Source organism: Rahnella inusitata (genome assembly GCF_965118895.1).
GTDB classification, from domain to species: domain Bacteria; phylum Pseudomonadota; class Gammaproteobacteria; order Enterobacterales; family Enterobacteriaceae; genus Rahnella; species Rahnella inusitata_A.
In genome coordinates, this window is the sequence record NZ_CBCPJJ010000009.1 from 611,679 (window position 1) to 633,889 (window position 22,211).

At 52.1% G+C, this 22,211-nt stretch carries 20 protein-coding genes; 9 read left to right on the forward strand and 11 right to left on the reverse strand.

The genetic code is table 11. The features are described 5' to 3' along the window. Positions 1–32 precede the first annotated feature (32 nt). The 3 genes from ACMHLI_RS10815 to ACMHLI_RS10825 all read left to right on the forward strand — a co-directional run bounded on the left by ACMHLI_RS10815 (position 33) and on the right by ACMHLI_RS10825 (position 4,604). Positions 33–1,568: a glucan biosynthesis protein G gene (locus ACMHLI_RS10815; RefSeq protein ID WP_413529539.1), complete on the forward strand. Its 1,536-nt coding sequence runs from the start codon at positions 33–35 to the stop codon at positions 1,566–1,568. Next, positions 1,561–4,149 carry a glucans biosynthesis glucosyltransferase MdoH gene (gene mdoH / locus ACMHLI_RS10820; RefSeq protein WP_413529454.1) on the forward strand — a complete coding sequence of 863 codons (2,589 nt, stop codon included), beginning with the start codon at positions 1,561–1,563 and terminating at the stop codon, positions 4,147–4,149. The genes ACMHLI_RS10815 and mdoH overlap by 8 nt, the downstream gene beginning before the upstream one ends. Before the next feature lie 209 nt (positions 4,150–4,358). Beyond that, positions 4,359–4,604 carry a YceK/YidQ family lipoprotein gene (locus ACMHLI_RS10825; protein WP_413529455.1) on the forward strand — a complete coding sequence of 82 codons (246 nt, stop codon included), beginning with the start codon at positions 4,359–4,361 and terminating at the stop codon, positions 4,602–4,604. 3 nt (positions 4,605–4,607) lie between these two features. On the opposite strand, the gene ACMHLI_RS10830 is transcribed toward ACMHLI_RS10825, so the two are convergent. Continuing rightward, positions 4,608–5,015, reverse strand: coding sequence for a MysB family protein (locus ACMHLI_RS10830; RefSeq protein WP_213052276.1), 408 nt, complete (start codon positions 5,013–5,015; stop codon positions 4,608–4,610). A gap of 221 nt (positions 5,016–5,236) precedes the next feature. Between ACMHLI_RS10830 and ACMHLI_RS10835 the strand changes: the two genes are divergently transcribed. Continuing rightward, positions 5,237–5,635 (forward strand): VOC family protein, encoded by a 399-nt coding sequence (locus tag ACMHLI_RS10835; RefSeq protein WP_413529456.1) that lies wholly within the window; start codon positions 5,237–5,239, stop codon positions 5,633–5,635. A gap of 132 nt (positions 5,636–5,767) precedes the next feature. Further along, entirely contained in the window at positions 5,768–6,109 is a 342-nt protein-coding gene (locus ACMHLI_RS10840; protein WP_413529457.1) for a hypothetical protein, read from the forward strand. A gap of 26 nt (positions 6,110–6,135) precedes the next feature. Here ACMHLI_RS10840 and mdtG read toward each other — a convergent pair whose 3' ends face one another. From mdtG to ACMHLI_RS10860, 4 genes are all read right to left on the reverse strand, one after another. Further along, positions 6,136–7,374 carry a multidrug efflux MFS transporter MdtG gene (gene mdtG / locus ACMHLI_RS10845; RefSeq protein ID WP_413529458.1) on the reverse strand — a complete coding sequence of 413 codons (1,239 nt, stop codon included), beginning with the start codon at positions 7,372–7,374 and terminating at the stop codon, positions 6,136–6,138. Between the two features lie 267 nt (positions 7,375–7,641). Further along, positions 7,642–8,076: a DoxX family protein gene (locus tag ACMHLI_RS10850; RefSeq protein ID WP_112167272.1), complete on the reverse strand. Its 435-nt coding sequence runs from the start codon at positions 8,074–8,076 to the stop codon at positions 7,642–7,644. Positions 8,077–8,289: 213 nt separating this feature from the next. Then, positions 8,290–9,225 carry a Kdo(2)-lipid IV(A) acyltransferase gene (locus ACMHLI_RS10855; protein ID WP_413529459.1) on the reverse strand — a complete coding sequence of 312 codons (936 nt, stop codon included), beginning with the start codon at positions 9,223–9,225 and terminating at the stop codon, positions 8,290–8,292. Between the two features lie 359 nt (positions 9,226–9,584). Beyond that, positions 9,585–10,682: an NADH:flavin oxidoreductase/NADH oxidase gene (locus tag ACMHLI_RS10860; RefSeq protein WP_413529460.1), complete on the reverse strand. Its 1,098-nt coding sequence runs from the start codon at positions 10,680–10,682 to the stop codon at positions 9,585–9,587. Between the two features lie 219 nt (positions 10,683–10,901). Between ACMHLI_RS10860 and ACMHLI_RS10865 the strand changes: the two genes are divergently transcribed. Next, on the forward strand, positions 10,902–11,957 hold the full coding sequence (locus tag ACMHLI_RS10865) for a rhodanese-related sulfurtransferase (protein WP_413529461.1): 1,056 nt from the start codon (positions 10,902–10,904) through the stop codon (positions 11,955–11,957). 69 nt (positions 11,958–12,026) lie between these two features. Here ACMHLI_RS10865 and ACMHLI_RS10870 read toward each other — a convergent pair whose 3' ends face one another. Both ACMHLI_RS10870 and ACMHLI_RS10875 read right to left on the reverse strand, forming a co-directional pair. Then, positions 12,027–12,602 carry a YceI family protein gene (locus ACMHLI_RS10870; RefSeq protein ID WP_413529540.1) on the reverse strand — a complete coding sequence of 192 codons (576 nt, stop codon included), beginning with the start codon at positions 12,600–12,602 and terminating at the stop codon, positions 12,027–12,029. Positions 12,603–12,651: 49 nt separating this feature from the next. Next, positions 12,652–13,197, reverse strand: a complete 546-nt coding sequence (locus tag ACMHLI_RS10875) for a cytochrome b (RefSeq protein WP_413529462.1) — start codon at positions 13,195–13,197, stop codon at positions 12,652–12,654. A gap of 565 nt (positions 13,198–13,762) precedes the next feature. Here ACMHLI_RS10875 and ACMHLI_RS10880 point away from each other — a divergent pair. The 3 genes from ACMHLI_RS10880 to ACMHLI_RS10890 are packed head-to-tail and all read left to right on the forward strand — an operon-like array spanning position 13,763 to position 19,099. After that, complete coding sequence (locus ACMHLI_RS10880) at positions 13,763–14,923, forward strand: efflux RND transporter periplasmic adaptor subunit (RefSeq protein ID WP_413529541.1); 1,161 nt, start codon at positions 13,763–13,765, stop codon at positions 14,921–14,923. A gap of 9 nt (positions 14,924–14,932) precedes the next feature. Beyond that, positions 14,933–18,028, forward strand: a complete 3,096-nt coding sequence (locus ACMHLI_RS10885) for an efflux RND transporter permease subunit (RefSeq protein ID WP_413529463.1) — start codon at positions 14,933–14,935, stop codon at positions 18,026–18,028. Positions 18,029–18,061: 33 nt separating this feature from the next. After that, positions 18,062–19,099, forward strand: a complete 1,038-nt coding sequence (locus tag ACMHLI_RS10890) for an AI-2E family transporter (RefSeq protein WP_413529464.1) — start codon at positions 18,062–18,064, stop codon at positions 19,097–19,099. On the opposite strand, the gene ACMHLI_RS10895 is transcribed toward ACMHLI_RS10890, so the two are convergent. The 4 genes from ACMHLI_RS10895 to bssS form a co-directional block, all read right to left on the reverse strand. Then, positions 19,096–19,500, reverse strand: coding sequence for a MarR family winged helix-turn-helix transcriptional regulator (locus ACMHLI_RS10895; protein WP_413529542.1), 405 nt, complete (start codon positions 19,498–19,500; stop codon positions 19,096–19,098). The two genes, ACMHLI_RS10890 and ACMHLI_RS10895, sit on opposite strands and share 4 nt — an antisense overlap. Positions 19,501–19,712: 212 nt before the next feature. Then, entirely contained in the window at positions 19,713–20,381 is a 669-nt protein-coding gene (locus tag ACMHLI_RS10900; protein ID WP_413529465.1) for a LuxR C-terminal-related transcriptional regulator, read from the reverse strand. Positions 20,382–20,579: 198 nt separating this feature from the next. Beyond that, the gene (gene solA / locus ACMHLI_RS10905) at positions 20,580–21,695 is read right to left on the reverse strand and encodes an N-methyl-L-tryptophan oxidase (protein WP_413529466.1); all 1,116 of its coding nucleotides are present in this window, start codon (positions 21,693–21,695) and stop codon (positions 20,580–20,582) included. A 146-nt stretch (positions 21,696–21,841) separates the two neighbouring features. Then, complete coding sequence (gene bssS, locus ACMHLI_RS10910; protein WP_413529467.1) at positions 21,842–22,096, reverse strand: biofilm formation regulator BssS; 255 nt, start codon at positions 22,094–22,096, stop codon at positions 21,842–21,844. Positions 22,097–22,211: the final 115 nt, after the last annotated feature.

A 22,211-nucleotide genomic window follows, 5' to 3' on the forward strand; every position in this document is an offset into this window, starting at 1 on the left:
TGTCGGATAAAAATTTTTCCATAGGGTCACGTATGATCAAAGTCCGTTTGCTAAGTGCCGCAGTGTTGATGGCCATGTTCACCTCATCTGCCTGGGCTTTTTCTATTGACGATGTTGCAAAACAAGCGAAAGCATTAGCCGATAAAGGCTACGAAGCGCCGAAGAGCAATTTACCGTCCCAGTTCCGCGACCTCAAATTCGCAGACTACCAACAAATTCAGTTCAATCATGACAAAGCGTACTGGAAAGATCAGAACACGCCTTTCAAGCTTGAGTTCTACCACCAGGGGATGTACTTCGACACTCCGGTGAAAATCAATGAAGTGACGGCTAACTCCGTTAAAGAAATCAAATACAGCCCGGATTACTTCAACTTTGGCAACGTCAAACATGACGCTGACTCTGTGAAGAACCTCGGCTTTGCCGGTTTCAAAGTGCTTTATCCCATCAATAAAGCAGACAAAAATGATGAAATTATGAGTGTGCTGGGTGCCAGCTACTTCCGTGTCATCGGTAAAGGCCAGGTTTATGGTCTGTCTGCACGTGGTTTGGCTATCGATACCGCGCTGGCTTCCGGCGAAGAATTCCCGCGTTTTCGCGAATTTTGGATTGAACGTCCTAATCCGGATGAAAAACACTTAGTCATTTACGCATTGCTGGATTCTCCGCGTGCGACCGGCGCTTACCGTCTGGATGTTTATCCGGGCAAAGAAGCCACCGTTGACGTGCAGTCTCAGGTCTATCTGCGTGACAAAGTGGGCAAACTTGGCGTCGCACCTTTGACCAGTATGTTCCTGTTCGGCGCGAACCAGCCGTCTCCGGTGATGAACTATCGTCCGGCGCTGCATGATTCTAATGGTCTGTCTATCCACGCCGGTAACGGTGAATGGATCTGGCGTCCGCTGAACAATCCAAAACATTTGGCCGTCAGTCAGTTCTCCATGGAAAACCCGAAAGGGTTCGGTCTGCTGCAACGCGGCCGCAGTTTCTCCAACTTTGAAGATTTGGACGATCGTTACGATCTGCGTCCAAGCGGTTGGGTAGAGACCAAAGGCGACTGGGGTAAAGGGAAAGTTGAGCTGGTAGAAATTCCGACCGCCGATGAAACCAATGACAACATCGTGGCCTTCTGGACGCCGGATCAGTTACCTGATGCAGGTAAGCCGTTGTCTATGAACTATCGTCTGCACTTCTCTATTGAAGAAGATAAATTACATTCACCGGATCTGGCGTGGGTTGAACGTACCATGCGCTCAACCGGTGATGTGAAGCAGTCAAATCTGATCCGTGAGCCAGACGGCAGCGTTGCCTTCCTGGTTGATTTTGTCGGTCCAAACCTGAAAGCCCTGAAAAGCGACACACCGGTGGCGTCTCAGGTCAGCGTGGGCGACAACGGCGATCTGGTTGAAAACACTGTCCGCTATAATCCGGTAACTAAGGGCTGGCGTCTGACGCTGCGCCTGAAAGTGAAAGATCCGAAGAAAGCGATCGAAATGCGCGCTTCTCTGGCCAATGGCGATAAAACACTGAGTGAAACCTGGAGCTATCAGCTGCCTGCAAATGAATAAGTCAACGCACTCTACTCATGAATATGTAGAAGCTTTGCCGCTTACTGAAGATCAGAAAGCGGCACTCCTTCAACAGCTTCCGGCTGCTGAGGGCGAAGCTTTTGCCACCGTGCATCGGCGCCTGGGCACTGATGACATGGCTTCTGCGGCTGCCGCTGCTGCGGACACCGATGCGCCTCTGGCCTCGGTGAAAGCACGCGTCGGTGCTGGCTGGCCTTACGCACTGGAGAAAGGCTCGCTGGATGAGGTGGATAACGAAGGCCGCACCATCGCGAGCGCTATGCCTGCAGTTAAACGTTCCAGCATGTTCCCTGATGTCTGGCGTACCAACCCGGTAGGACGTTTTTGGGACAACCTGATGGGGCGCAGTGCAGCTTCCCGTCATCGTGCCTCTGAAATGCCGGAGTCGGAAAAACGCTGGCGTCATGCAGGTTCCGTCCGTCGTTATATTTTGCTGGCTCTCATGCTGGTGCAAACGGCGATCGCGACCTGGTACATGAAAACCATCCTGCCTTATCAGGGCTGGGCGCTGATCGACCCCGCAGATATGCTAAACCAGGACTGGTTACAGTCGGTTCTGCAACTTCTGCCTTATGTGTTGCAGACGGGGATCCTGGTGCTGTTCGCCATCCTTTTCTGTTGGGTGTCGGCCGGTTTCTGGACTGCGCTGATGGGCTTTTTACAACTGCTCATCGGCCGCGATAAATACAGCATCACGGCATCGACCAAAGGCGATGAGCCGCTGAACCCGAATAACCGTACTGCGCTGATCATGCCGATTTGTAATGAAGACGTGGAGCGCGTTTTCGCGGGTCTTCGTGCAACGTATGAATCAGTAAAAGCGACGGGTGATTTGGATCAGTTTGATATCTATGTCCTGAGCGACAGTTATGACCCGGACATCTGCGTAGCCGAACAAAAAGCCTGGATGGAAGTGTGCCGCGACGTTGATGGTCATGGTCGTATCTTCTACCGCCGCCGCCGCCGCCGTGTGAAACGTAAAAGCGGCAACATCGATGACTGGTGTCGTCGCTGGGGCGGGGAATATGCCTACATGGTTATTCTTGATGCCGACAGCGTCATGAGCGGTGAATGTCTGACCGGTCTGGCGCGTCTGATGGATGCCAACCCGAACGCCGGTATTATCCAGTCTTCGCCGAAAGCGTCCGGTATGGATACGCTGTATGCGCGTTGCCAGCAGTTTGCGACCCGCGTCTACGGCCCGTTGTTTACCGCCGGTCTGCACTTCTGGCAACTGGGCGAATCCCACTATTGGGGTCATAACGCCATCATCCGCGTCAAACCGTTCATCGAGCACTGTGCGCTTGCGCCGCTGCCGGGTGAAGGTTCGTTTGCCGGTTCCATCATGTCGCATGACTTCGTGGAAGCAGCACTGATGCGTCGTGCTGGCTGGGGCGTATGGATCGCCTATGATCTGCCGGGCAGTTATGAAGAATTACCGCCGAACCTGCTGGACGAGCTAAAACGTGACCGCCGGTGGTGTCATGGTAACCTGATGAACTTCCGCCTGTTCCTGGTGAAAGGGATGCACCCGGTACACCGTGCGGTGTTCCTGACCGGCGTGATGTCTTATCTGTCCGCTCCGCTGTGGTTTACATTCCTGGCCCTGTCTACTGCCTTGCAGGTAGTGCATACGCTGATGGAACCGCAGTACTTCCTGCAACCGCGCCAGCTGTTTCCGGTGTGGCCGCAGTGGCGTCCCGAGCTGGCCATTGCGCTGTTTTCGACCACCATGGTGCTGCTGTTCCTGCCAAAACTGCTGAGCATCGTCCTGATTTGGGCTAAAGGTGCGAAGCAATTTGGCGGCGGTCTGCGTCTGCTGCTATCCATGTTGCTGGAAATGCTGTTCTCAGTCCTGCTGGCACCAGTGCGCATGTTGTTCCACACCGTATTCGTGGTCAGCGCATTCCTGGGCTGGGAAGTGGTCTGGAATTCACCGCAGCGTGATGATGATGACACGCCGTGGGGCGAAGCCTTTAAGCGTCACGGTTCTCAGCTGTTGCTGGGTGCTGTCTGGGCCGCCGGTATGGCATGGCTGGACTTACGCTTCCTGTGGTGGCTGGCGCCTATCGTCTTCTCTCTGATCCTCTCGCCAATCGTATCGGTGTTGTCAAGCCGCGCAACGCTGGGGATTAAGAGTAAGAGAGCCAAGTTGTTCCTGATCCCGGAAGAGTACGATCCTCCGCGTGAACTGGTGGCAACGGATGAATATCTCAAGCTGAACCGTGAACGCAAACTGCAAAACGGCTTCATGCATGCGGTATTTGATCCGACTTTCAATGCACTGGCGACAGCTATGGCGACTTCGCGCCACCTGATGCGTGATGCGGTTGAAAATGGCCGTCGCGCTCACCTTGAGCAGGCGTTGAAAACCGGGCCGAAAGATTTAGGCAAGGCCGATCGCCTGATCCTTCTGAGCGATCCGGTACTGATGGCACGCTTACACTCTGCGGTCTGGACGCAACCGGATCAACGGGCGTGGAGTGAGCATTATAGTAAATTGCCGCGTAACGTTGAGGCTTTCCCTGAAACCCAGACGCTGGAAGTTAAACCCGCCTGAGTTGATGTGAAGAGTCATTAAAGCTAACGGGCAGTATGTGAAAACGTACTGCCCGTTTTTTATGGCCGGAAGTTCAGTGACTCTTTAGGCGTCAGCGTATAAAATTTTACTTTGCCTTAACATCGTGGGGCATGCGCGCGTGCTAAGCTGACAGCGCTTTCAGCGCTCCACGGAGTGCTTCCATTGAGTCGAATCGACAGGTTGTATGAGTGATTAATCGGGTAATTTTACGTGGATGTGTACTGGCATTAGTGGCTGGGACTCTGACGGGCTGTGGCAGTATCATTAGCCGGACAGTGCCGGGGCAGGGACATGGCAATCAGTATTATCCCGGGGTGCAATGGGATCTGCGGGATAGTCCGTGGCGTTATGTCACCGTCATCGATGTACCGCTTTCGATGATCGTCGACACCTTCATGTTGCCGATTGACGCCCGCCACGGCCCCTATAACTAATCGTTAGTCGATGTCACGTCCCGGATAATCGTCCTCATCATCCCATTCTTCAGCAGCAGCAGCGCCTTCTTCAGTGTCGGTCTGCGGCTCGTGCTGGAATTCTCCTTCATCCCACTCGTACAGCGTCGCTTCTTCCAGCCACTCTTCTTCGAGCTCGATAACGTCATAGTCCTCATCGAAAATGGCCTGAGCGGCGGCACCGCTGCGGAAGGTTAATGCATCAATCGATTCCCCTTCGCCGTTAAGAAACTCCGCCTGCCACATGATGTCGCCATCCTGCATGATGTATTTCTGCAAATTGAACTGATCGGGAAGCGGCTCTTCATCGCCCTGGATCCTGTCCTGTGCGGCTTCGAGAAATTCTTCGCGGGCGGCATCAATAGCTTCTTCAAGCGTTACGTACATGCTCATTGTTGTCTCCTGAGTTGAAATGGGGGTAATGGGTAAACACGTGTGGTGTAAATAGCGTTATGAATGAACAGGTAACAACCATCCGCCAGTGAAAACGCTGATTCAATGATTGTTGTCGATAAATCCCAGAGTGCAAGTTTTCAGATGAAAAACAGTGGGTATTCTTCTGCTATCCTTATTTTTCTAAATAAAAACGGTAAGTTGAGGGAGAGTTTTTCACCATGATTTCACGAAACGCAGTGCTGCGCGTAGCGCGACCGACTGACAATCTTGATGAAATAGCCACCATGTATTGTGACGGGCTGGGATTCGAAGTGATTGGATGTTTCAGCGATCATCAGGGATTTGATGGCGTGCTGGTGGGGCATCCTCAGCATCATTACCATCTTGAATTTACGCATCATCATGGTTCAGTCGCAGGCTGCGCACCGACGCAGGATAATTTGCTGGTATTTTATATTGCCGAAGAAAAACAGTGGGTTGAACAATGTGAAGCGATGCTGCAAGCCGGATTTACAGGCGTGCCGTCGTTTAATCCTTACTGGGATGAAAATGGCAGAACCTTTGAGGATGTGGACGGTTACCGCGTGGTTTTGGCTTCGCGTGAATGGTTACTATAGACACAAATGTCAGTACTTTCCCTGCTTTGCAAAGGCAGTGGAGGGGGAGGGTAAAGTTTTAGCAAACCGTCTGCGCGGCGTGAATTTGGGGACTAAAGTGACCATGAAACTTACAGCAATAAGGTTACTGTTATGAAGATTCATTCCCGCGCGTTACTTCTGCCACTGTGCGGTCTTGGCGTATTATTCAGCGTCGCCAGCACGGCAGCTGAAAATCTACCTCCTCAGCCTCCTATGGGCTTACCCTCGTTCCACGGCGACGGTATGCCACCGCCGCCACCGATTATGATGGCGGGGTTCTGTCATCCGGGGCAATTATTCTGCGCCAGCGTCGCCAGTGATAATCCGACCGAGACCATTGAGAAACTGACCTCAGTACTTCCGGCGATAACGGCCGGTAAACACTATGAGGTCCGTCTGGCGGTGGTTGAAGTGCCTGACGCTATGCGTCCGCTGCCAGAAAGGGCCAAGTAAGAGGTTTCCTGCAACGACGGTCGTGTTTAATCGACCATCGCCTGACGTGGCCGGCGTTGCAGACACCACCAGGAGTAGACGGCGTTAAACAGCACAACCAGCGCAGTGACGAAAAACACCGTACGGAATCCATAGCTTGCCGAAACCGCCGCACCCAGCAACGGGCCGGTGACATTCCCCACATCACGGAACGACTGGTTATAGCTAAACACGCGGCCAGCCACCTGATTGGTACAGTTGTAAATCAGCAGCGTCTGTACCGCCGGAAGCAGCGCACCGTCGGTAGCGCCGAGCAGGAAGCGCAGTATCCCCAGTTGCAGCGGCGTTTGCACAAACGCCATCGGGATCAGCAACAGCACTGATATCCCCATCATTGCCACCAGAATGCGCTCAGGTCCGATCCTGTCCCCCAGTTTACCCAGCCGTGGCGCACTCATTAATGCCGCCACACCCGGTACCGAAGCAATCATGCCGCTGATAAACGCCAGATTCTGCGTGTTACCCGCCAGCTCCCGCACGTAAAGTGTGAGGATGGGCGCAATCGAGCCGGTCGCCACCTGAATAATCATCGTGGTGACGAACAGGCACAGCACCAGTTTCGGATTTTTAAGCGAAGCAAACACCTGCTTGCGGTTAAGCATGTCTTTTTTGTTCACCGGCACGAACTGTTCGCGGATGCAGTACAGCGTCATCACGAAGCACAGGAAAAGCACCGCAGCAGTGATGAAGAAGACCGGACGCAGCCCGTAGCTGTCGGCCAGTAAACCGCCGACCAGCGGCCCGAGCAATGCGCCACTGACGCCACCGGTGGAAAGCGTACCTAGCGCCCAGCCACTTTTGTTGCGGGGGATTTGAGTGGCAATCAGCGCGTTGGCGTTGGGGACGAAGCCGCCGAGTAAGCCAAGCAGGGCGCGGAGAACGAGGAATTGCCAGATGTTTTGCGCGAACCCCATCAGCACCATGACGATCGACATACCGAGTGCGGATCGCAGCAACATGATTTTGCGTCCCTTGCGATCGGCAAGGCCACCCCAGAAGGGCGATGCGATGGCGGAAAACAGGAAAGTGATGCTGAATACCAGCCCTGACCACATGTTCAGGGACTCATGACCGGTGACGCCGAGGGTTTCTACGTACAGCGGCAGGAAAGGCATAATCAGGCTGAATGCAGCACCGGTAAGAAAGCAGCCGATCCAGGCAACAAACAAATTACGTTTCCAGTTAATGGGTTCTGGTGCGATTTCAGGTTCAGGAGCCGGGGTCATAAATTACCGAAAGATAAAGGTCGATTCGCTCTGTCATAGCAGACAGAAACAAGGCAGAGCACAAGTAACAATCAGTCAGATGGATAATTATGCGCCTAATTATCATCCACTTCAATGATGTTAATGAACTGTAACAAGTGAAATAAAATACAGGTTTAAAAAAATCGGAGATGAAGGAGATCAATATCAGTGTGGATAGATCAAAAGAAAACGGCCAGCAAGGGGCTGGCCGCGACAAACGCAGAAAGATAAAAACCACAGTAGAAATTAACGCAGCGCCGGGTTTTTCATCACAGAATAACGGCCGCTGCCGAGGAACATGATTACCAATCCGCCGAAGAAATACAGCGCTTCGCCTTCCAGACCCCAGGCCCCGACGTCAGTGACAGTGAAGAATTTTCCGGCGACCACCAGGAAAACGGCAACAAGAATATTGAATGCCATCACCAGCGCCGCAGGGCGGGTGAAGATCCCCAGAATGATCAGCACGGGCGCAATCACTTCGCCGATATAGGCACCGTAGGCAATGAAACCCGGCAAGCCATCAGCCTGTAACATTTTGGCTATCCAGCCCACACCGTTCTCAATTTTTGCCACGCCGTGGAACAGGATTAGAATGCCGAAAGTGAGACGTAACAAAAGCTTACCGAAATCAGGATGGTCGGTGGCGCGGGTAAAAGCAGTATTCAGTTTAGCCAGCATAAAACGTTCCTTTCGAGTGAGATTCAGAGGTCACGCGGCCCCAAAAAAGGCGGGGTAATCACGTGGGGAAATTATGCTGAGAGTATTGGCCTAAAAGAGATGAGATAAAATCTGATAACTTTGAAGAAGTCTGTCAAAAAAACTGTTTAAGCAAATCAGGAGGGAGGAACAAGTGCCGGTTCAGGCTCAATCAACCTGAACCGGCAAGCGGCATCACTCCTTCAGTGTTTTATAGAGTGAGGACTCACCCTGCGGACGCGTTTTGAAGCGGCGATGCAGCCACATGTATTGTTCCGGCGCCTGGCGGATTTCGTTTTCTACCACTTTGTTCATATAGGTGGCGGCAACCACCTCATCATCGAGCGGGAAGTCGGCGACCTGAGGATGAATGATCATCTCATAGCCTTTGCCACCTTCCAGACGTCGCGGGGTGAACGGAATAATTGCCGGTTTGCCCATACGTGCCAGCAGATACGTCCCGGTGGTAGTGGCAGCTTTATCGACGGCGAAGAACGGCACAAAGACGCTGGCGCGCGGGCCGTAGTCATGGTCAGGCGCGTACCAGATGATATCGCCCTGCTTGAGGCTGCGGATCATCCCTTTGAGGTCTTTGCGATCCAGCATACCTTTGTTAGAGCGCATACGGCCTTTGGTCTGGATCCAGTCCATCAATTTATTGTCGTGCGGGCGATACACGCCAACGCCCGGATTATGGATGCCGAAAATGCGCGCACCCAGCTCCAGCGTCAGGAAGTGAACGCCAATCAGCAACACGCCCTGTTGGTTGTCGCGGGCACGCTGAATATGCTCAAGCCCGCTGACGCGAAACCAGCGCTCGATTCGCCAGTCAGGCCAGAACCACGCCATACCGGTTTCAAACAAGCCCATACCAACGGATTCGAAGTTTTTCACCACCATATCTTCCCGTTGTTCCGGGGGCATATCGGGGAAGCAGAGTTCGATATTGCGCACCGCGATTTTGTAGCGACGTTTCAGAAAGCGCATGGAGAATCGGCCCAATCCGGTGCCCAGACGATAGATAACCGGATAAGGTAATAAGACCAGCGTGTACAGCAGACCCAGACCCAGCCAGGTGAGCCAGTATCGTGGGTGCAGTAATGAACGGTTAAATGTTGGTACCTGAGTCATAGAATCTCTGCGTCATTATATCGAAGTAGAAAATATATAAGCTCTGTCTAGTGCAGCAGCCCGCTACATAAAAACGGTCACTCCCCATATGGAGTGCGTGTTATGCGTTAATTTCTTATAACAAAGTGACATATTGTGGCACTTTTTTTGAATGAGGTGAAAGTCGTCGGCACTAATACCTCATTTTCTGGTATTCACTGCCTGAATGGAAAGCATTGTGCTTTTTTTCTGAACGGCGGCCTGTTAAAGGCAAGATAGCGGACTTTTCTCTTTCCGACTGAATATCAGCAGAGAATCGGTTTTTGTCAAATTAACGGGCAGCCAAATGGGCTGCCCGAAGGTAAATTTACAAACAGAGTTTACTTTGGCAGGAATAAACCTTTTACGCTGTGCGGCTCACTGCGCCAGTATTGTTTCGGCGCGGTCACTTTGGCGCCAAGTTTGGCGGCGGCGTGCCACGGCCAGCGCGGGTTGTACAGAATCCCGCGTGCCAGGGCTATCATATCCGCCTGACCGGTACCGATAATCGCTTCAGCCTGCTCTGGTTCGGTAATCAGGCCAACGGCGATCACGGGCATTTTCACGTAACGCTTGATGCCATCAGCAAAAGGCACTTGATAGTTCGGACCGACGGCGATCTTTTGCTCCGTACTCAGGCCACCGCTGGAGACGTGAATGTAGCTGCAGCCCAGCGCATCCAGTGCTTTCGAAAGTTCGATGGATTGCTCCAGATCCCAGCCGCCTTCCACCCAGTCAGTCGCGGAAATGCGTACACCCACCGGTTTTTCTGCCGGGAAGGCCGCGCGGATCTCCTCGAAAATTTCCAGCAGCAGGCGCATACGGTTTTCCAGCGAACCGCCGTACTGATCGGTACGCTGGTTGGAGAGCGGTGAGAGGAACTGATGCAGCAGATAACCGTGCGCACCGTGTAATTCCAGCAGATCAAACCCCAGACGATCGGCGCGGAATACGCTGTCAACGTAAGCCTTTTTCAGTTCGGCGATGCGTTCAAGTGACATCGCTTCGGGGGGTTCGGTACCTTCTGCAAACGCCAGCGCAGAGGGTGCTACGGTTTGCCAGCCACCGGCGGATTGAGGGATTTGCGCGCCACCTTTCCATGGTGCTGCGCACGATGCTTTACGACCTGCGTGGCCGAGCTGCAGGCCGAGTGCCATGTCGCTGTTTTCACGCAGGCCATCGACAAGACCTTTCAGCGCGGTCTCAGTCTCATCATCCCATAACCCTAAATCCTCGGCAGAAATGCGCCCGACGGATTCCACCGCTGTGGCTTCCAGAATCAGCAAACCTGCACCCGAGAAGGATAACTGGCCGAGATGGGCATGATGCCAGGACGTGGCTTTGCCGTTATCTGAGGAGTACTGGCACATTGGGGCGATCACAATGCGGTTTGGGAGTGTCAGCTGACCCAGCGAAATCGGTTCAAAAAGCTTGCTCATGTTTCCTGCTCCTGCGAAGGGTTGAATCGTGAATAAATCCCGAAAATTGGATAACACCTAAGCATAGATTATCGTAATTATCCTGAGGGCAAGGTGCAGCAGGTGTTTTTCTGTTGACGAATTTGCAACGGGAGATGTCCTCATTGTTGCTTTAATGTATAATCTTGCCGCTTAAAAGTTACCGATAGTTAAATTCCCCGAAAGACAGGAACGTACACCATGCCAGTGTTACATAACCGTATTTCTAATGAGGAACTGAGGGAGCGCATGCTGGCCGAAACCGAGCCGCGCACTACAGTTTCTTTTTATAAGTATTTCCAGATTGAAGATCCAAAAGCTTTCCGCGATGCCCTGTATATCAGCCTGACCCGCCTGAACGTGTTTGGCCGTATTTACGTCGCCAAAGAAGGGATTAATGCGCAGATAAGCGTCCCGCAAAGCCGGTTTGACGCGTTCAAAACCGAGCTGTTTTCCAGCCATCCCGCGCTGGATCAAATTCGTCTGAACGTTGCCCTTGAAGACGATGGCAAATCGTTCTGGGTGCTGCGCCTGAAAGTGCGTGACCGCATCGTGGCGGACGGTATCGAAGACGAAAGCTTTGACCCGTCAAATATTGGCGAGTACCTGAAAGCCGAACAGGTCAACGCGATGATTGACGATCCGGACACGCTGTTTGTTGATATGCGTAATCACTACGAATACGAAGTGGGGCATTTCGACAAAGCGATTGAAGTGCCGTCTGACACTTTCCGCGATCAGCTGCCCATGGCCGTTGATATGCTTAAAGAAGACAAAGACAAGAAAATCGTCATGTACTGCACCGGCGGGATCCGCTGTGAAAAAGCCAGTGCTTACATGCTGCACAACGGGTTTAAAAATGTGTATCACGTCGAAGGCGGCATTATTGAATATGCGCGCCGGGCGAAAGAGCAGGGTTTGCCGGTTAAATTTAAAGGCAAGAACTTCGTTTTTGATGAGCGCATGGGCGAACGTATTTCTGATGACGTGATCGCCCATTGCCACCAGTGCGGCACCGCGTGCGATAACCATACCAACTGCAAAAACGACGGCTGCCACTTGTTGTTTATTCAGTGTCCAGATTGTACGGCAAAGTTTGATGGCTGTTGCAGTGAAATCTGTATGACAGAGCTGAAACTGCCGGTCGAAGAACAGCGCGCGCTGCGTGCCGGGCGCGAAAATGGCATCAAGATTTTCAACAAGTCCAAAGGCCTGTTGCAAACCACCATGCATATTCCAGCACCAGAAAAAGACTGATCCGTTTTCATAACGTAAAAAAGCCCTGACTGGCGTTGCCATTCAGGGCTTTTTCTTTGCTGGCAGAAATTACTTCTCCCGGACACCTTCAACAGAAATGATCAGCTCAACCTCCTGAGAGGCCGGGCCCAGATCGGTGGTGATGCCATAATCTTTTAGCGCGATGGTGCCAGCGGCTTCAAAGCCTGCACGGTAACCACCCCATGGATCTTTACCCTGACCCAGCAGTTTCGCCTGTAATGTCAGCGGTTTTGTGATGCCGTTAAGCGTGAAATCACCGGTCACTGCCAGATTCCCGCCTTCGCTCTTCACGGATGTTGAGGTGAATGTGGCCTGCGGATGTTTACCTACGTTGAGGAATTCTGCGCTGCGCAGGTGTTTATCGCGTTCAGCGTGATTGGTAAAGACGCTGGTAGTGTTGATGGTGACGTTGACTTTATCGGCAGAGGGATCTTTTTCATCAAAGGTGAAACCACCGTCGAAATCATTAAAGCTGCCGTACAGCCAGCTGTAACCTAAGTGCTTGATACGAAATTCGATAAAGGCGTGCTGGCCCTCTTTGTCGATTTTGTAATTTGCCGCGCTGGCGGAACCGGCCGCCAGTAACAGCGATGCCAGCGTCAGGCCCAGGGTAGTTTTTTTCAACATGATGATTCTCCATTGTTCATAAAGGGAAGAGCAATAAGCGTTGGGGTCAGCGCCCGAGCATGCGTGTCAGGGTGCTGTCACGGTCAACGAAATGGTGTTTAAGCGCCGCCAGTGCATGAAAGGCGGAAACGATCACAATGCCCCACGCCATCCATAAATGAATGGTTCCGGCAATGTCCGCCTGCTGGTTCAGTCCGAACAGCGTCGCGGGAATATCAAACCAGCCAAACACACTTATCGGCTGACCTTCTGCCGTGGAAATCAGATAGCCGCTGATCAAAATGCCGAACAGCCCGGCAAACAGCAGAACGTGTGCCAGCCATGCGCCGAGGCGGGTTTTCGCGCTGTAGCTACTGAGCGGTTTCGGCGGCGGGGAAATAAACCGCCATGCCAGCCGGAATACCATGGCTGCGAAAACCAATACGCCGATACTTTTATGTAATTCCGGCGCACGGTGATACCAGGTGTCGTAATAACCCAATCCCACCATCCACAGACCCAGCGCGAATAATCCGTAAACGGCCAGCGCGACGGCCCAATGAATCACAACGGAAATATGGCCAAAGTGAACAGGCGTGTTTTTCCACAGCATAAAAGACATCTCACTCAATGAAATATTTTTGGAAAGTAAACATTTTGAAATATATTGGCAATATTTAATTTTCAAAAGTGTCGATTAATTTAACTTGTTCATTAATTTTGATGATAATGGCCTGAATTTGTTCAATGGTTTAGTCTCACTCCGGGAATCATAAAATAAATGGCGCAAAATGCAGTGCTGGAAGGGGTTTGTAAGTTTTTGTCATGCTGGGTAAAGATGATTCCAGTTCTAAAAATTTGAGTAAATAAATCTAGTTTTATCCGCAGTCGTTGATTTTTTGATATGTTTTTTGCAGTCTTATTTATCGGTACGAAAATTCTTATATATATGTCTACTCAATTCCCTAGAGTTTAAATATTTCCTAAATAAAACGTAAAGAAAATTAAGGGTGGGGATTCAGGTGATCGAGATCAGGTTACTAAATATTTCCGCAATTATACTTGCCGGAAATTTTGTTAGGAATTTCTTTATATTCTTATATCTGATGTCTGCCGTTGCTTGCGCGCTCTTCTCAATTCGGGCAGGCATCCGACATCACACGGAGAGTGACGCTATGATGATCCCTGCATTTCGCCGCCCGGCAACGGGCACCCGATTTAACGCTCTCGCCGCAATATTGGCTTTTGTTCTGCTTTATTCTGACGATGTGATAGCTCAGCCTGTACCTGCGGTCGGCACTGTCACCATTACTACCCAAACTGACGGCGTCAGCCGCACTTATCTTGGGCGACTTGAAGCCGTTCAGTCGGTCAATGTGGCCAGCCGCACCGAAGGTTTTATTGCAAGACGCGCCTTTGAAGAAGGACAGTTTGTCAATGCAGGTGACCTGCTGTATGAAATCGAGCCCGCTTTACATAAATCAGCTGTTGCTCAGGCGAAAGCGCAGCTCGACAGCGCAAACGCGACGGCACGCCACGCACAAACACATCTGAACCGTATTCAGCGTCTGGGCGATGCCCGCACTGTCAGCCAGTCTGACGTTGACGCCGCCGTGGCTGCACGGGACACCGCCCGTGCAGCCGTCGCACAGGCGCAGGCCGCCCTGAAAACTCAGGAGCTGCAGCTTAGCTATACCCGCATCACCGCGCCGATTTCCGGGCGCATCGGGGTCAGCCATTTTCATACCGGCAGTCTGGTGAATCCGGCGAGCGGCACGCTGACTGAAATTGTTCAGCTTGACCCGGTTCGCGTAGTGATTTCCGTCAATGAACGCGATTTCCTCAGCGCCAGCCAGAACACAGGTTCATTAGAAGAGGCGATGTCAGAGAAAAACATGGCGCTGTCTTTACGCTTATCAGACGGTTCGCCGTATATGACCGGGCCTGCGTTTGAATCGCTGGGCAACCGTATTGATGCGCAGACCGGTACCGTGGCGGTCAGGCTGACGGTGGCGAATCCACAACATCGCCTACTGCCAGGCGGCACCGTCAATGTGCTGGCGGAACCGCGCTCTGATGCCCATCTTCCTGTCGTGCCAGCCAATGCGTTACAGCAAAATGAGGCCGGTCACTTTGTTCTGCTGGTCAATGCAGAGCAGCGAGTTGAAGCGCGGGCAGTCCGCCTCGGGGGCCAAACGCCTCAGGGATATTTCGTGCTGGAAGGCTTAAAGGGCGGAGATCACGTGGTGACGGAAGGCCTGCAGTGGATCCAGCCGGGAATGAAAGTATCGACGCGGGACGCTCAGGGCGTTTCACCAGCTCAGATAACAAAACGTTAAGGAACGACGATGCTCCAGCAATTTATCAAGCGACCCCGTTTTGCGATGGTTATCGCGCTGGTCACCGCCCTGATTGGTGCGGTGGCGCTCAACGTCATCCCGGTCGAACAGTATCCGGATATCACGCCGCCGGTGGTGTCCGTCAGCGCAATTTATCCGGGCGCGAGCGCGAGGGACGTTGCGGAATCCGTTGCTGCCCCAATTGAGGCGCAGGTGAACGGTGTCAGCAATATGCTGTATATGTCATCAAACAGCGGCAATAACGGCAGCTATTCCCTCAATATTACTTTTGCCAGCGGTACCGATCCGGACACCGCTGCGGTGGAAGTGCAAAACCGTATTTCTCAGGTCAGCGCAAAATTGCCTGCCGAAGTGCTAAACACCGGCGTATCGGTGCGTAAACAGGCTTCTAACATTCTGATGGGCATCAGCCTGCTTTCGCCAAAAAACACGCACGACATGTTGTTTATCAGTAACTTTGCCAGCATCCAGCTACGTGACGCGCTGGCGCGTATTGACGGCGTGGGTGATGTGCAGGTCTTTGGATCGCGTGACTACAGCATGCGCATCTGGCTGGATCCGCGCAAAATGGAAGCACTCAATGTCAGCAGCACGGAAATCAGCGCCGCGATCCAGAGCCAGAACGTACAGGCCGCAGCCGGTCAAATCGGTGCATCACCCAGTCCGTCGATGCAGCAGCAAACCCTGACCATCAGCGGTGCCGGACGCCTGAGTTCACCCGAAGAGTTCTCGAATATTATCGTCCGTAAAAATGAAAATGGTGGCACGGTGCGTTTGCGTGACGTCGCCCGTATTGAGCTGGGGGCGCAGGATTATCAGGTTAACGCGACGCTGAATCAGACGCCTTCTGCCTTTCTGTCGGTCTATCCTGCGCCGGGTGCCAATGCGCTGAACGTGGCGAATGCCGTGCGCGAAGAAATGACGCGTCAGGCGCGCTATTTCCCGGACGATCTCAACTATGAAATTAAGTTCGACTCGACTCAGTTCGTCAGCGCTACGCTCGATGAAATCGTGGTATCTCTTGCAATTACGTTCCTTGTTGTCCTGACTATCGTCTTCCTGTTTCTGCAAAGCGCGCGCGCCACGTTTATTGTCGCCCTGACCATTCCCGTTTCTTTGCTTGGCACTTTTGCGGTGCTCTACGCGTTTGGTTATTCGGCCAATACGCTGAGTTTATTTGCGATCATTCTGGCACTGACGGTCGTGGTCGATGACGCCATCGTAGTCGTCGAAAACGTCGAGCGCCTGATGACCGAAGACCCGTCACTTGGTCGCGTGGCCGCCACCCGCAAGGCGCTCAAGCAAATCGCCGGGCCGATCATCGCTACAACCGTGGTGTTAATGGCGGTTTTCGTTCCCATCGCGGTATTGCCGGGCATCACCGGGGCACTTTACCGCCAGTTTGCCGTGACGCTTTCGGCGGCGGTGATCCTTTCCAGTATCAACGCATTAACGCTGACTCCTGCGTTGTGCGCCACGTTGCTCAAACCTCGCCCAGAAAAACCGGCGAGGCTGTTCAGTGCGTTCAACCGTGGGCTGGATACCGTGCGAGATAGGTATGTGACCGCTACCCGCGGCCTCAGCAAACATGCGCTGACCAGCGTGCTCACCGTTATAGCCCTCGTGGGAGCATGTGTATGGGGCTACTCGAGCTTGCCGAAATCCTTCCTGCCGGATGAAGATCAGGGCTATTTTTTTGTGAATGTGCAATTGCCTGATGGCGCATCACTGGGGCGGACTGACGCGGTCCTTGGACAAATGCAGACGCTGCTGGAGAGCGATCCAGCGGTTGACGACGTGATTGCCATCAGTGGCTTTAGTCTGCTGAGCGGCGGCAGTGCGCCAAACTCAGCGTTTGGGATTGTGCTGCTGAAACCCTGGGGGGCTCGCAGTAGCGTGGATCAAGTGATAGGTCGCCTGCAACCGGCTATGGCAGGTATCCCTTCAGCGATGATCATGGCGATCAATCCGCCCGCTATTTCCGGATTGGGTACTGCCTCCGGGCTGGATCTGCGCCTGCAGGCATTACAGGGGCAATCACCGCAGGAGCTGGCGGCAACCGGTCAGGCGCTGATTATGGCCGCCAATCAGGATCCGCTACTGAGCCGTGTATTCACCACTTTCAGCGCATCCGTACCGGAGATAGCCCTGAGCGTCGACCGCGACCGTGCCGCACAGTTGCAGGTACCGGTCAGTCGTATCTTCGGCACGTTGCAAACGTCGCTGGGCGGCGTGAACGTCAGTGATTTCATCATCAACAACCGTCTCTTCAACGTGCAGATGCAAAATGAAATGGAAGACCGTCAGCGCGCTGATCAGATTTCGACCCTCAGCGTGCGCAGTGATAATGGCTCGCTAATCAGCATGGGCAAACTCGTCGATCTCACTCCGTCGCTCGGCGCGCCGTTTATCACTCAGTACAACCAGTTCCCGTCACTGGCCATCAGCGGTTCTGCGGCGCCGGGCGTAAGCTCCGGGGAAGCGATGGCGCAGATGGAAAATATTCTGAGCGAAAAACTACCAGCCGGTTATGGTTATGAATGGACAGGAATGTCATTACAGGAAATTCAGGCTGGCGGTCAGGCAATCCTGATTTACGCCGCCGCGCTGTTGTTTGCCTATCTGTTCCTGGTGGCGCAGTACGAAAGCTGGAGTATCCCAATGGTGGTGATGATTTCAGTTATCTTCGCCGTATTTGGTGCAATCGGCGGATTACATCTGGCCGGGCTGAGCAACGACGTGTACGCACAAATCGGCATGGTGTTGCTGATAGGGCTGGCGGCGAAGAATGCCATATTGATTGTCGAATTCTCGAAAGCGCGACGTGAAGAAGGGGCGTCGATCAGTGAAGCGGCGCAGGACGGCGCGAAGCAGCGTTTTCGTGCGGTGATGATGACGGCGATTTCCTTTATTCTGGGGGTTCTGCCGTTGGTGCTGGCCTCAGGTGCCGGAGCAATGAGCCGCCACATCATCGGCGTCACGGTCTTCAGCGGGATGCTGCTGTCCACGACTGCGGGGATCTTGTTTATCCCGGCGCTGTATATGCACATTCAGCGTTTACGTGAATGGGTGAAATCACGTTAATTTGCTGCCAGCGATCATCATCAGGAGAGAATTATGCGAAAGACCATAGTGACTAATCAGGGACTGAAAATCGCGGTGATGATGGCAATGCTGGTCGTTATTTTCGCAGGTATAAAGTCAGCCGCAGACATTATTGTCCCGTTCATTCTGGCGCTTTTTCTGGCTTTCGTCCTCAATCCGTTAATTGTGTTACTGGAGAAAGTGCGGGTGCCGCGTGCGCTCGCGGTGATGCTGGTGGCGACGGTGGTGATTTGCGTGATGGTATTTCTCACGTCAACGTTGCTGGTGACGCTCAATGAATTTGCCCGTACATTACCGCAGTATCGCGGCATCATCATTGAGAAATTACGGCAGTACGACGCCTATTTTCCACAAGGTGAACTGACCTTTACGCCGGAACAGTTGGCCGGGTACATCGACCCGGCCGCGACCCTGAATCTGGTGAGCAAGCTGATAAGTTATCTTTCCAATGCCATGGCCGGGCTGTTCTTGTTGCTGATGACTGTCGCTTTCATGCTGCTGGAGGTCCCGCAACTGCCTTACAAAATCGAGCAACTCTCCGACGATCCGGGAAAAGGCATGGCGAACGTTCAGCGCGCGCTGGATAGCGTCACGCGATATCTGGTGATCAAAACGCTGATAAGCGTCGTCACCGGGCTGGCGGTATGGGCGTTGCTGGCAGGTATCGGCGTCCGTTTTGCTTTCCTTTGGGGCATGCTGGCTTTCGCGCTGAACTATATTCCTAACATAGGTTCATTCATTGCCGCCATTCCCCCGATTATTCAGACCTTCCTGTTTAACAGCGTAAGTGACGGGTTGATGGTGACCGGCGGTTATATTCTGATCAACGTGATTTTCGGCAGCATTATTGACCCAAAAATTCTCGGGAAAGGGCTGGGGTTATCGACGCTGGTGGTGTTCATTTCGCTGATATTCTGGGGCTGGCTAATGGGGCCGGTGGGTATGTTACTGTCGGTTCCGCTGACGATTGTGCTCAAAATCGCCCTCGAACCGACAGCAGCAGGGCACAAAATTGCTGTTCTGCTCGGCGATGGAACGCCTGAACGTTAGGGTTTGTTCTGCTCTTCGATATCCTGCGCCAGTGCTTCGATGCTGCGAAGTGAGGCCATTAACTGCTGGCGGGCGAGAGAGTCTAAGCCGTCAAATAACCGGTCGATTGCGACCTGTTTGGGTATTTTTACTTGCTCAAGCGCCTGTTTACCGGCTTCGGTAAGCTCCAGTAGCTGCGAGCGGCGATCAGTGGGATGGCGTTTACGGATAAGCAGACCGTCCCGATCCATTGCATCAATGGCATCAGTAATGGTTCTTGGTGATTGCTGGAGTACATGTGCAAGTTCACCCGGTCGGCAGGTTCCCTCGTGTGCGATGGCGGTCAATAACTTACCACGGGCAAGGGAAAGTCCCTGAGCGGACATCGCTGCATCGACCTGCTTACGCATCAGGCGAATCACAGACAACAATGTTTCCGTGATTTCTGTGGGGGACACTTCGCTTCTATCGATAGTATTCATTTTTATGAGGCTCCTCAAAATGAGGCCGGTAATCCTGAAAACATTGTAGGCTTCTGGATTGAGAGTGCAACCGCAGGAGGCGGAAGAGCCTTTGCTAAGTAGTACTGAAGGGTTTGCGAGCCAAAAAAATTCCTGATCAATCAGGGCATTTTTCAGATGTGGGCCTTATAAATCATCAAAAGGTCATCTTTTATTTGGCGACTCATTGGTGTGGCAGAAATGTCATCAATGGGCCAGAAAAGATACTTGATCAGATTATAAATGAAACAAAACTCCAGGCGGTTACGTACTTTTATTTTCTGCGCCAGATGTCGTTTATGAACATACACCGTACGGCTGCTGATATTTAATTTTCTGGCGATACGATAGTTGGGCATCTCAGACATCCAGTAGTTCATCACCAGAATTTCCTGATCGCTGAACAACATTCGCGGCAGCCCGGCATTATTTCCAGGCATGTATGAGTCAGGTGTCAAAGCAATTTTCTGTAACAATGACGTCAGTGATTGTTTATTGAGGATAAAGACATCGCGGGTAATCGAAATCGGTTCTTCGCAATCGGGATAGTTTGCATCGATGTAACAGTAAATGCGGGCGGTGTGGCGGTATTCAAAGAAAGCTTTCAATTCCTCTGATAATTCTGCGCTATGGCAATATTGCGTCATGTTAACCAGAATCACATCAGGTTGGAATTCATCAAGAGGGTTTAGTGCGTTGGATATATTCACGGAATCTATAATATCGAGATTATTATTCTCAACAAGATAAGAGTAGATGCCTAAGCGTGTGAATCCACAGGGTTCTATAATTGACAGTTTCATATTACATCCTTGTTGTGCGTATCGTTACGCGACAGAAAGCACTCCTGTGATTTCTTAGACCAGCTTATGTTTTTTTCTATAATGTTGTCAATTCGGAAATACCAGTCTATTGATCTGGTTCAAAGCTAAATTAACCCATTACCACTTACGAAAAGAAACACCGCCGGCAGAATATAGACAACGGTGGACTTATTTACATTATTTGAAGCGGGAAAGCGAAAAGGGCTGCAGATTAAAGGAGATAGGAAGATTGTTAGCGAATTGAGTAACAATTTCGCCTAAAACACTGGCAAACTTGAAACCATGTCCGCTAAGTCCGGAAATCACCAGCGTGTTATCCCGACCAGGTAACGTATCAATGATGAAATCTTCATCTTCGGTCATGTCGTAAGTGCATGACGCGCCGCGAAGATTGACGCCCACACCCGGCAGGAAGTGGCGGAAAAAGTTAAACGATTCCGTTCCGTCCTGACTGAAGCCACCATAGGGTTTCCGCTCTTGCGGTTCAGTGATCCACTGGCCACCGTTGTGCTTACCGAGTTTAAGTGCGTCTTTCACCGACGGAAAACCGTAATATTGGTCGCCTTGCAGAGTCTCCAGCGTGAACGCCGGGAAATGATTCTCTTCGCTGTAGCGGCCATCGGCATGGAACCAGGCAAATACTTTTCGCAGGGGTCTCACCGGCAGTTCGGGAAGGATTTTAGTTACCCAGGTTCCAGCGGTAACGGCCAGTTTGGCGCCACGGTACACGCCATCGGCGGTAGAGACTGCAACGCCATCTTCCAGCCATTCTATACTGTCTACCGGACAGTTAAATAATTGCGCGCAGCCCGCTTCCCGTGCCAGACGGATATAAGCGGAGATGGCGATTTCACTTTGCAGGTAACCGGAATTGGGTTCAAAAACGCCGCAGTAACCGTCTGGCAGGGTGAACAACGGCCACTTTGTGCGGATCTCTTCGGCATCCATGTTCTGAGTCGTCAGGTTGTAAGTTTCAGCGCTGTTTTTCACATTAGCGATAAAATCCGAGTTTTCCGGCCCCACATTCAGCACACCGCTGCGATGAAAAACTTTCTCTTCGCTGACCTCGGCAAGTTCATCCCAAAGTGTTTGCGCCCTTAACAGCATCGGTACGTAACGTGCGCCTTCGCCATAGGCGTGACGGATTAGACGGGTTTCTCCATGATGGCTGCCCGCATTGTGCGGTGGCATTGCACTGTCGATCATCAGGACTTTCAACCCGGCGCGGGTGGCGTAATAACCTGCCGCAGAGCCAACTGAGCCACTGCCGACGACGATGAGATCATAATCCATATTACTCAGACTCCTCTGACGAAAATTTTTAACAATCTGGCAATCGTCATGATAGAGAGTTTACGACAGCGAAGGCAAGCAGGGCGGGAACAAAGAAAAAGGCACCAGGATGTAAATCGCTGGTGCCTCAGACTGGCAGGTAAAGATTAGTGTTTTCGGTGATCACTGTATTCGTACTCATTCGATTCGATCTTTTCTATGCCGGCTTCGAGAATGTTAATCAATTGCCGTGCAACGTCGGTAGTCAACCAAAGGGTTCTGTCTACCTGAGCATTTTCTGGAGTCTGGTCTTTTGAAGACAGGTAATGGAGACGTATCATCATGGCGTCATACGAGTCGACCGTACTGATATCCCAACCAACAAGCGGGTGTGTCTGAATAACTTCATCATTTCTGTCCATATAGACCCCTTATCTTGTAGTGACTAACGTGAGTGACTATCTGAGGATCAATGCGGCTCATTATCAGGTGAGCTATTTCAGTATAAACAGTTAAATCGTTTTGAGGAGAGTTTGA

Excerpts from the sequence above, each read along its gene's own strand:
- ACMHLI_RS10815 (WP_413529539.1), top strand. The coding sequence starts at position 33 with ATGATCAAAGTCCGTTTGCTAAGTGCCGCAGTGTTGATGGCCATGTTC.
- mdoH (WP_413529454.1), top strand. The coding sequence starts at position 1,561 with ATGAATAAGTCAACGCACTCTACTCATGAATATGTAGAAGCTTTGCCG.
- ACMHLI_RS10830 (WP_213052276.1), bottom strand. The coding sequence starts at position 5,015 with ATGAGCATGTACGTAACGCTTGAAGAAGCTATTGATGCCGCCCGCGAA.
- ACMHLI_RS10835 (WP_413529456.1), top strand. The coding sequence starts at position 5,237 with ATGATTTCACGAAACGCAGTGCTGCGCGTAGCGCGACCGACTGACAAT.
- ACMHLI_RS10840 (WP_413529457.1), top strand. The coding sequence starts at position 5,768 with ATGAAGATTCATTCCCGCGCGTTACTTCTGCCACTGTGCGGTCTTGGC.
- mdtG (WP_413529458.1), bottom strand. The coding sequence starts at position 7,374 with ATGACCCCGGCTCCTGAACCTGAAATCGCACCAGAACCCATTAACTGG.
- ACMHLI_RS10850 (WP_112167272.1), bottom strand. The coding sequence starts at position 8,076 with ATGCTGGCTAAACTGAATACTGCTTTTACCCGCGCCACCGACCATCCT.
- ACMHLI_RS10855 (WP_413529459.1), bottom strand. The coding sequence starts at position 9,225 with ATGACTCAGGTACCAACATTTAACCGTTCATTACTGCACCCACGATAC.
- ACMHLI_RS10860 (WP_413529460.1), bottom strand. The coding sequence starts at position 10,682 with ATGAGCAAGCTTTTTGAACCGATTTCGCTGGGTCAGCTGACACTCCCA.
- ACMHLI_RS10865 (WP_413529461.1), top strand. The coding sequence starts at position 10,902 with ATGCCAGTGTTACATAACCGTATTTCTAATGAGGAACTGAGGGAGCGC.
- ACMHLI_RS10875 (WP_413529462.1), bottom strand. The coding sequence starts at position 13,197 with ATGCTGTGGAAAAACACGCCTGTTCACTTTGGCCATATTTCCGTTGTG.
- ACMHLI_RS10880 (WP_413529541.1), top strand. The coding sequence starts at position 13,763 with ATGATCCCTGCATTTCGCCGCCCGGCAACGGGCACCCGATTTAACGCT.
- ACMHLI_RS10885 (WP_413529463.1), top strand. The coding sequence starts at position 14,933 with ATGCTCCAGCAATTTATCAAGCGACCCCGTTTTGCGATGGTTATCGCG.
- ACMHLI_RS10890 (WP_413529464.1), top strand. The coding sequence starts at position 18,062 with ATGCGAAAGACCATAGTGACTAATCAGGGACTGAAAATCGCGGTGATG.
- ACMHLI_RS10900 (WP_413529465.1), bottom strand. The coding sequence starts at position 20,381 with ATGAAACTGTCAATTATAGAACCCTGTGGATTCACACGCTTAGGCATC.
- solA (WP_413529466.1), bottom strand. The coding sequence starts at position 21,695 with ATGGATTATGATCTCATCGTCGTCGGCAGTGGCTCAGTTGGCTCTGCG.
- bssS (WP_413529467.1), bottom strand. The coding sequence starts at position 22,096 with ATGGACAGAAATGATGAAGTTATTCAGACACACCCGCTTGTTGGTTGG.